This is a genomic window from Peribacillus muralis, assembly GCF_001439925.1.
Taxonomy (GTDB): domain Bacteria; phylum Bacillota; class Bacilli; order Bacillales; family DSM-1321; genus Peribacillus; species Peribacillus muralis.
This window is the reverse complement of sequence record NZ_LMBV01000070.1, coordinates 1-713: the sequence shown is the minus strand read 5'-3', so window position 1 is coordinate 713 and position 713 is coordinate 1. Positions and strand designations below refer to the sequence as shown.

Here is a 713-nt window from a genome sequence, read left to right as displayed (position 1 = left end):
GACGGTTTTCCACCATTTTCATTCTCTGTGGTGCAGCGCTGGTCGTGCGCTGCATGGTTGGCTAACGGGGCAGGTTTGTTAAAGAAGGAAACTCTTTTTACTAGAAAGAAATACAATAGAGAGGTGATAATGTGAATGAAAATATGAAATGTTTAGGATGTAGTTTAGCTAATAAAATTGCACCTGTAAATCTAGTCTTCGAGAACAATTTTGTTTGTTGCATTTTAGATCACGACCCTTTTAATGAAGGGCACGTTATGATACTACCAAAAGAGCATTTTGAAGATGTTGATGAACTGGATGCAAATACCGCAAACGCCATCATACAGGCAGCGAGGTTACTTTCAAAAGCAATAAAGGTACTATATAAACCTGACGGGATAACAATATGTCAAAATGGAGGAATATTTAGCGAGTTAACTCATTTCCATATGCACGTTGTACCAAGGTATAAACATCAGTCATTTGCTGATTTTTATTCGGACAAGTCTTTAAACAATGAAATTATAAAAAATAAATTGTTATATACAAGGGATGAAATTGTAGAAGCTATCAAAAAAATAATTTAATTCCTCTTCAACTAATGGGTGCTTTAGCTTAGGACTAGAGCTGCCTTTAAGAAAACTCTTTTCTTATGGAACTATAGGGGCAGGTTTGTTCAACAAGAAGTCCACTGTAAAATATAATGAGACGTATTAATGAAAATAAAATAA

1 protein-coding gene is annotated in these 713 nt (G+C 34.6%); it reads left to right on the top strand.

What is annotated here, in order from left to right; all coding sequences use genetic code 11:
- Nucleotides 1-143 precede the first annotated feature (143 nt).
- Complete coding sequence (locus tag ASU00_RS24115) at nt 144-569, top strand: HIT family protein (RefSeq protein WP_057915963.1); 426 nt, start codon at nt 144-146, stop codon at nt 567-569.
- Nucleotides 570-713 lie beyond the last annotated feature (144 nt).